This window comes from Anaerobacillus sp. ABR4_321 (genome assembly GCF_056158505.1).
This window is the reverse complement of the sequence record NZ_JBSWTK010000001.1, coordinates 4,068,627-4,075,916: the sequence shown is the minus strand read 5'-3', so window position 1 is coordinate 4,075,916 and position 7,290 is coordinate 4,068,627. Positions and strand designations below refer to the sequence as shown.

Below are 7,290 nucleotides of genomic sequence, written 5' to 3'. Positions count from 1 at the left end.
GATTCCAGCCCCTAAAAGGTTTTATCTGATTGTGCTTTTGACTAATCAATCCCTATCACAACCGTTTCGCTGATAAAATTAAAATTTCGCTGATTAATGTCCCTGTTTCGCTGATAAAACGAAAAATTCGCTGATATCTCCCCCGATTTCGCCGATAAATCAAATATTTCGCTGATATCCGCTAAAAATCCCCCATCTCAACAACACAATTCCACCATACCCTTTCACATTCACACGCAAAAACACACAAAGCCTATTAGAATTTCACTTTTAGGGAATAAAAACGGTACGATAACAAAGAGAGGTGAGAAAATGAATGATATCGTGATCGTTTGGTTTCGACGGGATTTTAGATTAGAGGACAATACAGCATTACATAGAGCGATCGAATATTGTGAGGAACATGATGCACGTTGGGTTGGGGTGTTTCAATTGGATCCTCATTTTACACAGACGATCGACTCGCATCATGATTATTTTTTCCAGACGGTGAAGCAATTTCAAGAACGCTGTTTAGATATGAAGCTGCCATTTCAGGTTGTGTATGGAGAGGCAGTTGATGTATTCAAAAAAGTAACGAACGAGTTAGAAGAGGTAAAAGCTGTTTTCTTCAATCGAGATGGTGTGGGCTATGGAGCAAAGAGAGATGAAAAGGTGAGAGAATGGCTTGAGAGTGAAGGGATTGAGGCGCATGATTTTCAAGACTATCACTTGCATACAGGAGAGGAAGTTAAGAAGGATGACGGGACGATGTATAAGGTTTTCTCCCCTTATTACAAACAATGGAGTAAGCAGAAGAAACCTGAGGTCGTAAAAATCGACGGAGAAATGCTGAAGAAGTATGCACGATCATTTAATGAGAAACTTGATGAAAAGTCTTCAGAAAAGTTTTCTTCCTTGCTGAGTCAATGCGACCGAGAGTGGCAGGGCATAGGGGAAGAAAACGCTCGGAAGCGTGCCAAGGCGTTTGTAAGTGATCGATTAAAGGATTATGACAACAATCGGGACCTTCCTTATGTGGTTGGTACGAGTAGACTATCTCCTTATTTAAAAACAGGTTGTCTGTCGATACGTACGTTATATCACTTAGTTGCAGAAAAAGATAATACAGGAGTAGAAGCATATTTACAAGAGCTTGCATGGAGAGACTTTTATGGGATGGTTCATTATCACTTTCCTACGTTACGAGAAGAAGAGTTTCACTCAAAATATCGTGACCTTCCTTGGAATAATAATGATGAAGAACGGCTTCAAAAGTGGAAAGAAGGGAAAACTGGTTTTCCAATCGTTGATGCTGGGATGAGGCAATTAAACAATGAAGGATGGATGCACAATCGTCTTCGGATGATAACGGCTTCGTTTCTAACCAAAGATTATATGATCGACTGGAGACTTGGAGATCAGCATTTTGAAATGAAACTGATCGATCATGATGAGTCTTCAAATGCAGGCGGCTGGCAGTGGGCAGCATCGACTGGAACCGATGCTGTTCCTTACTTCAGAGTGTTTAATCCGACTACACAAGGTGAGCGTTTTGATCCGGATGGAACGTTTATTAAGAAATATGTCGAAGAGTTAAGAGATGTTCCCTCGGCTTATATTCATAACCCATCAAAGATGTCTCATGAGGAGCAGGTTGAAAGTAACTGCATGATTGGCAAAGACTATCCAGAGCCATCGGTGGATCATAAAGAGCAAAGAAAAAAAGTTTTAGCAGTTTATAAAGAACTTTCTTGAGCCAGGCATTTAGGTGCCTGGCTTTTGTATTTGGATAACGTAGATAGAAATGCGCATGCTACCTAAAAGAGACTTAGCAGCGGAGCTGATCGAAGTGAAGTGGTTTCAGAAAGCACCATTCAAAAAAGAGATGACATTAGATGAAATGTTAGAGGACTTAAGTAAGTCTTCGGATTTTGTGACTTATCATAACAAGAGAAGTGCAATTTCTTATACGATCATTTATTTTGCTTCCATTATTGATCCAGCACAGCTTCATCGAAATGTGCTGCCGAAGCTTAATGAATGCGAGATGAAATCACTTGAAGAGCTAGAGTCTAAGATTCCAATCCAGAACCTAGAGATCACATCGGATGCAAAGAAAATACAAGAGCGCTTGATGAATGGTTATTTAGCTGTACGCTTATCCAACGATTCAAATGTATTGTTGATGGATTTAAGTCTTACAAAATCTAGAGACTTATCTGCTCCTGAGATCGAGTTCAGTGTCATGGGACCAAAAGAGGGCTTAATCGAAGACCTTCAAACAAATATGAACTTGATTAGGAGACGAATCCCTCATCCCAAACTAAGAATGAAGCAGGTAACGATTGGAACTGTTTCAAAGACCAAAGTAATTGTTATCTACATTGAAGATATTGCATCAGAACAAAATGTGAATACAGTCATGCAACGACTTGAGGATATAGATTTCGATATCATAGCAGACTCATCCTTCCTCGGACAAATGTTAGAAGACAACTCTTTTTCCGTTTTTCCACAAATGATCGATACGGAACGGACAGACAGAATAACTGGGCACCTGAATTACGGAGCAATTACGATTCTTGCAGAGGGATCATCCAATGCATTGATCGGTCCGATTAATTTTGGACAACTTCTAGTATCATTCGAGGATTATTATTTAGGATGGAACATTGCATCATTCTTTAGAATTATCAGGATGTTTTCTATTATAATGTCGATCGTTGCAACTCCTTTGTATGTAGCTGTGTTAACGTACCATTTTGAATTGTTCCCTTCTAAACTTCTTGCAACGTTGATTTCTTCAAGGAGTGACATTCCATTTATCCCTGTTATCGAGGTGCTGTTCCTTGAGATCACCATCGACCTCTTGCGTGAAGCAGGAGCGAGAATGCCTTCTAAAGTCGGACAGACTCTCGGTATCGTGGGAGGTATCGTCATTGGAACGGCAGCTGTAGAAGCATCCCTTACAAGTAATATCCTTCTTATTATTGTAGCGCTGTCTGCGCTTGCGTCATTTACAACCCCTGTATATCGAATGACGAATACGATTAGATTCTTAAGGTACCCATTGATTCTATTTGCACATTTTCTTGGCTTGATAGGAATTGCTTTATTCAGTTTATTTGTTCTGGTTCATTTAATTAGACTTACTTCATTCGGAAGTCCATATCTTGCTCCGCTATATCCGCCGAGGCTTATGGATTGGTATGATTCGTTCTTTCGCTTACCGTATGTAATGCAAAAAAAGAGGGCTCATTTCTTTCGAACAGAAAAAGTTTCGAGGTTTCTTGATAAGAAGGAAAAAAAACGGAATTCACTGGACTTCGATGAGCAGTAGAGGGTGAGTATTTTGGAAAATAACCGTAAAAAAGATCTTCTTGTTTCCTCTTTTCTAGTGATGTTTATCATTCATAGCAATCAAGTTGGCGTTGGTATCCTTGGTTTTCCAAGGTATATCACACAATATACAGAGCAGGATGCATGGATCGTTGTCATTATCACGGGGCTCATTTTTCATGTGTTTGTGTGGATGATGTACGTCATACTAGGTGATGATAACGAAGATATCATCGATCTGCATAAGAAGTGGTTTGGGAGTTGGATTGGGGGCTTCCTCAATATCCTCTTTATGTTATATATGTTACTTGGTGCTGTCATCGTTCTGAGAACGTTTATTGAAGTGATACAAGCATGGATGTTTCCCGAACTGCAAACATGGATTCCAGCAATCATGTATTTGTTGTTAACCTATTATGTGCTGGCGGGTGGGTTTCGCACAGTAGTCGGCGTATCTTTTTTTGGTGTGATCTTACCTATATGGTTAATCACGACAGCGGTGTCGCCAGCGAAATTTTCATCTTTTACGAATTTACTCCCTGTTTTTGATCATTCTTTGAAAGAATTCGCAATGGGAATAAAGCAAATGACGTTGAGCTATCTAGGAGCTGAGATCCTATTGTTTGCTTACCCTTTCCTTAAAAATCCTAAGAAATCAAGGATTTGGGCTCATTTAGGCATTATGGGGACTACGGTCATCTACTTGATCGTGATGGTGATTTCCATCGCATTCTATAGCGATGAACAGCTGCAGCAGACGATTTGGTCTACGTTGGTTTCTTGGAAAATGGTTGAGCTTCCTTTCGTAGAGAGGTTTGAGTATATAGGGATTACGTTTTGGTGCTTTGTTATTTTTCCCAATCTCTGTTTATACATTTGGGCAGCAACAAGAATCGGTAAAAAAACGTTACATATCAAACAAAAACATTTTTCGATTGTCTTGCTGTTCCTCGTCTTCCTAGCATGTGTCATGATTGCAACGCGTGAACAGATCGACATGTTAAACACAGTTACTGCCTCGATCGGTACGTACTTTTTCTACATCTATGTCCCGATCATCTTCTTATATAGTGTCATTCGAAGGAGGGTGACGAGGTGAAAAAAAGGTTAGCTGTTTCACTCATGCTGTGTCTCTTACTAACATCTTGTGTTTCAACTGAAATCATCGATGAAGTACCCGTGGTATTTATTGCAGGATTCGATAAAGGAAGCGAAGGAAAGATTAAAGGAACCATTTCTCTTCAAAGATTCAAACCAAATCAGGAAGTGGAGACGAGAACTTTCCAGGCAGAAGCACATACATCTAAAGGACTCAGAAACAAGTTGAGTGGGGTGCCAAAGCCGATAACGATTGGAAAGATGGCTGTGATGCTATTTGGGGAAGAGGAAGCAGAGAGAGGCGTTCTAAGGGTACTGGACAGTTTCTTACGTGATCCTGCATCTGGGCGTTTAATGTATATAGGTGTAGTGGAAGGAAGCGCAGGGGACTTGATTACAGAAGAGTTCGAATACCTTCAAGGAATTGGACCGTTTCTGCAAATATTGATCAGACAGTCGATAGAGTACGGGAATATGCCACAAAACAATCTTCACTTATTCGATTATAAATATTATGGTAAAGGCATGGATCCTTATATGCCTCTTTTAAAAAAGAACGAGGATGAAATCATTGTCTCGGGTTTAGCTCTCTTTAAAGGTGAGAAGATGGTGGGGAAGCTAGATTTAGAAGAGATGTTTATGTTTACATTAATTAACAAAAATCATAAAGCAGGGTTATTTGAAGTTGCCCTTTCAGACGGTAATTTTGCGACGCTCCACAAAGTGAAATCTCATGTTGATTATACGATTGATAATGGAAACACTTCTCCTGAGGTCTCGATCAAAGTGGATATAAAAGCAAATATCGCACAGTATACTGGAGATAAACTAGACGACAAAATTAAGAAGATGATTGCGAAAGAGTTTGAAGAGAAAATTCAGAAAGACAGCTTGAAACTCATAAAGAAGTTTCAAGACTTACAGATCGACCCTCTAGCACTTGGGGATCGGGCTAGGAGCCAGACGAGGCAATTCAACTTTTCCAATTGGGAAGATCAATATACAGGTCTCGATATCAAGATTAAACCAACTGTTGGAATTTTAGAGTCAGGTATTATCGATTAACCGTCATGCTTATGAGTTTAACGCATTGCATCACTGATGAAATTACTTTTCAAGCATGATATAGTAGAAAAAATGCAGTGAACTGGGGGAACTAACGTGAATGAAAAAGAAATTGAAATCCTAGAAATTCTTGAAGATAATGCTCGCATCCCGTTGGAGGTGCTTGCTGATATGGTTGACTTACCCGTAGAGGAAGTGGAAAAGAGTATTCTTTCTCTAGAGGAACAAGACATTATTTTAAACTATTCATCCGTTATCAATTGGGATAAAGCGGCAGGAAAAGATGGTGTCGTTGCGATGATCGATGTCAAGGTAACGCCAAAAAGAGACGTTGGGTTCGATGATGTAGCTGAACGTATTTATCGCTTTCCTGAAGTGAAGACTGTCTACTTGATGTCGGGTGCTTATGATCTTTCCGTTCAAATCGAAGGAAAAACAATGAAAGAAGTAGCGTTTTTTGTTTCAAATAAGCTGTCAACGCTTGATTCTGTTCTTTCGACCACGACTCATTTTCTGTTGAAAAAATATAAGCATGATGGTGTTATTTTTGAGCCTGAACAGAAAGATAAGCGAATTGTGGTGTCACCATGAGTCAGGTTCAAAGCGACTATGTTTCAAAAAATGCTGCGAAGCTAAAACCTTCTGGCATTCGTAAGTTCTTTGATCTCGCATCTCAAATGGATAATGTCATTTCTCTTGGTGTTGGTGAGCCAGATTTTGTAACACCATGGAATGTTTGTGAAGCTGGCTATGCTTCCTTAGAAAATGGCTATACGGCTTATACCCCTAATGCGGGTTTGTTGAATTTACGTCAAGAGATTTCTTCTTACTTAAAAGAACAGTTCGCACTTTCGTATTCTGCTGAGACAGAAATCATCTGCACGGTTGGGGCAAGTCAGGCAATCGATTTAGCATTTCGTTCCATACTGGACGCTGGCGATGAGGTAATTATCGTGGAGCCTGGATTCGTTGCGTATTCACCTGCAGTTACCCTTGCAGGAGGGACACCTGTGCCTCTTGAAACGGTGGAGGAAGATGAATTTAAGCTTACACCTGAGAAGTTGAAGTCAGCGATTACAGAGCGGACGAAGGCAGTGCTCATCTGTTTCCCAAGTAACCCAACAGGCGCAACGATGATAGAAGATGAATTGAAGGATGTAGCCAAAGTTATTGAAGATCACGACTTACTCGTGTTATCTGATGAGATTTATGCTGAGCTTACGTATGATCAACCACATTACAGTATCGCTAGAATACCTGGAATGAGAGAAAGAACGATTTTGATTTCAGGGTTTTCAAAAGCCTTTGCGATGACCGGGTGGAGGCTCGGTTACGTGACTGGGCCTGAAGAAATTTTGAAGGTAATGCTTACGATTCATCAATATACGATGATGTGTGCTCCAACGATCGCGCAGCATGGCGCACTTGAAGCACTACGTAATGGTCGTGAAGATTTAGAGCGTATGAAGCGTAGTTATCGTCAGCGAAGGAACTTTATTGTGAAATCATTTAACAGGATGGGGTTATCTTGCCGCATGCCAGGAGGTGCATTCTATGCATTTCCATCTATTCAATCAACAGGAATGACTTCGGATGAGTTCGCGGAGAAACTGCTGCATGAAGAACGCGTAGCGGTTGTACCTGGTCATGTATTTGGAGAGGGGGGCGAAGGGTATGTCAGATGCTCTTACGCAACATCCCTTGAATCCCTTCAAGAAGCTGTGAAACGAATCGAGCGGTTCGTAGATAAATACGCGAGCAATTAGCGAAAGCCGTCCAATAAGGACGGCTTTAACTATTGCTTTT

Annotated in this window: 6 protein-coding genes; all 6 read left to right on the top strand. The window is 40.5% G+C overall.

Annotation, left to right across the window (positions count from 1 at the left end; translation table 11 throughout):
- Positions 1 to 312: 312 nt before the first annotated feature.
- The 6 genes from ACXADT_RS21395 to ACXADT_RS21370 all read left to right on the top strand — a co-directional run bounded on the left by ACXADT_RS21395 (position 313) and on the right by ACXADT_RS21370 (position 7,250).
- The gene (locus tag ACXADT_RS21395) at positions 313 to 1,737 is read left to right on the top strand and encodes a cryptochrome/photolyase family protein (protein WP_474832813.1); all 1,425 of its coding nucleotides are present in this window, start codon (positions 313 to 315) and stop codon (positions 1,735 to 1,737) included.
- 55 nt (positions 1,738 to 1,792) lie between these two features.
- The gene (locus tag ACXADT_RS21390) at positions 1,793 to 3,322 is read left to right on the top strand and encodes a spore germination protein (RefSeq protein WP_474832811.1); all 1,530 of its coding nucleotides are present in this window, start codon (positions 1,793 to 1,795) and stop codon (positions 3,320 to 3,322) included.
- 12 nt (positions 3,323 to 3,334) lie between these two features.
- Positions 3,335 to 4,420: a GerAB/ArcD/ProY family transporter gene (locus ACXADT_RS21385; RefSeq protein ID WP_474832809.1), complete on the top strand. Its 1,086-nt coding sequence runs from the start codon at positions 3,335 to 3,337 to the stop codon at positions 4,418 to 4,420.
- Positions 4,417 to 5,484, top strand: coding sequence for a Ger(x)C family spore germination protein (locus tag ACXADT_RS21380; RefSeq protein WP_474832808.1), 1,068 nt, complete (start codon positions 4,417 to 4,419; stop codon positions 5,482 to 5,484). The genes ACXADT_RS21385 and ACXADT_RS21380 overlap by 4 nt, the downstream gene beginning before the upstream one ends.
- 96 nt (positions 5,485 to 5,580) lie before the next feature.
- Positions 5,581 to 6,075 carry an Lrp/AsnC family transcriptional regulator gene (locus ACXADT_RS21375; RefSeq protein ID WP_270180654.1) on the top strand — a complete coding sequence of 165 codons (495 nt, stop codon included), beginning with the start codon at positions 5,581 to 5,583 and terminating at the stop codon, positions 6,073 to 6,075.
- Positions 6,072 to 7,250 carry an aminotransferase gene (locus ACXADT_RS21370; RefSeq protein ID WP_474832806.1) on the top strand — a complete coding sequence of 393 codons (1,179 nt, stop codon included), beginning with the start codon at positions 6,072 to 6,074 and terminating at the stop codon, positions 7,248 to 7,250. Before ACXADT_RS21375 ends, ACXADT_RS21370 begins: the two co-directional genes overlap by 4 nt.
- Positions 7,251 to 7,290 lie beyond the last annotated feature (40 nt).

Coding starts and splice junctions, on each gene's coding strand:
- ACXADT_RS21395 (WP_474832813.1), top strand. CDS start 313: ATGAATGATATCGTGATCGTTTGGTTTCGACGGGATTTTAGATTAGAG.
- ACXADT_RS21390 (WP_474832811.1), top strand. CDS start 1,793: ATGCTACCTAAAAGAGACTTAGCAGCGGAGCTGATCGAAGTGAAGTGG.
- ACXADT_RS21370 (WP_474832806.1), top strand. CDS start 6,072: ATGAGTCAGGTTCAAAGCGACTATGTTTCAAAAAATGCTGCGAAGCTA.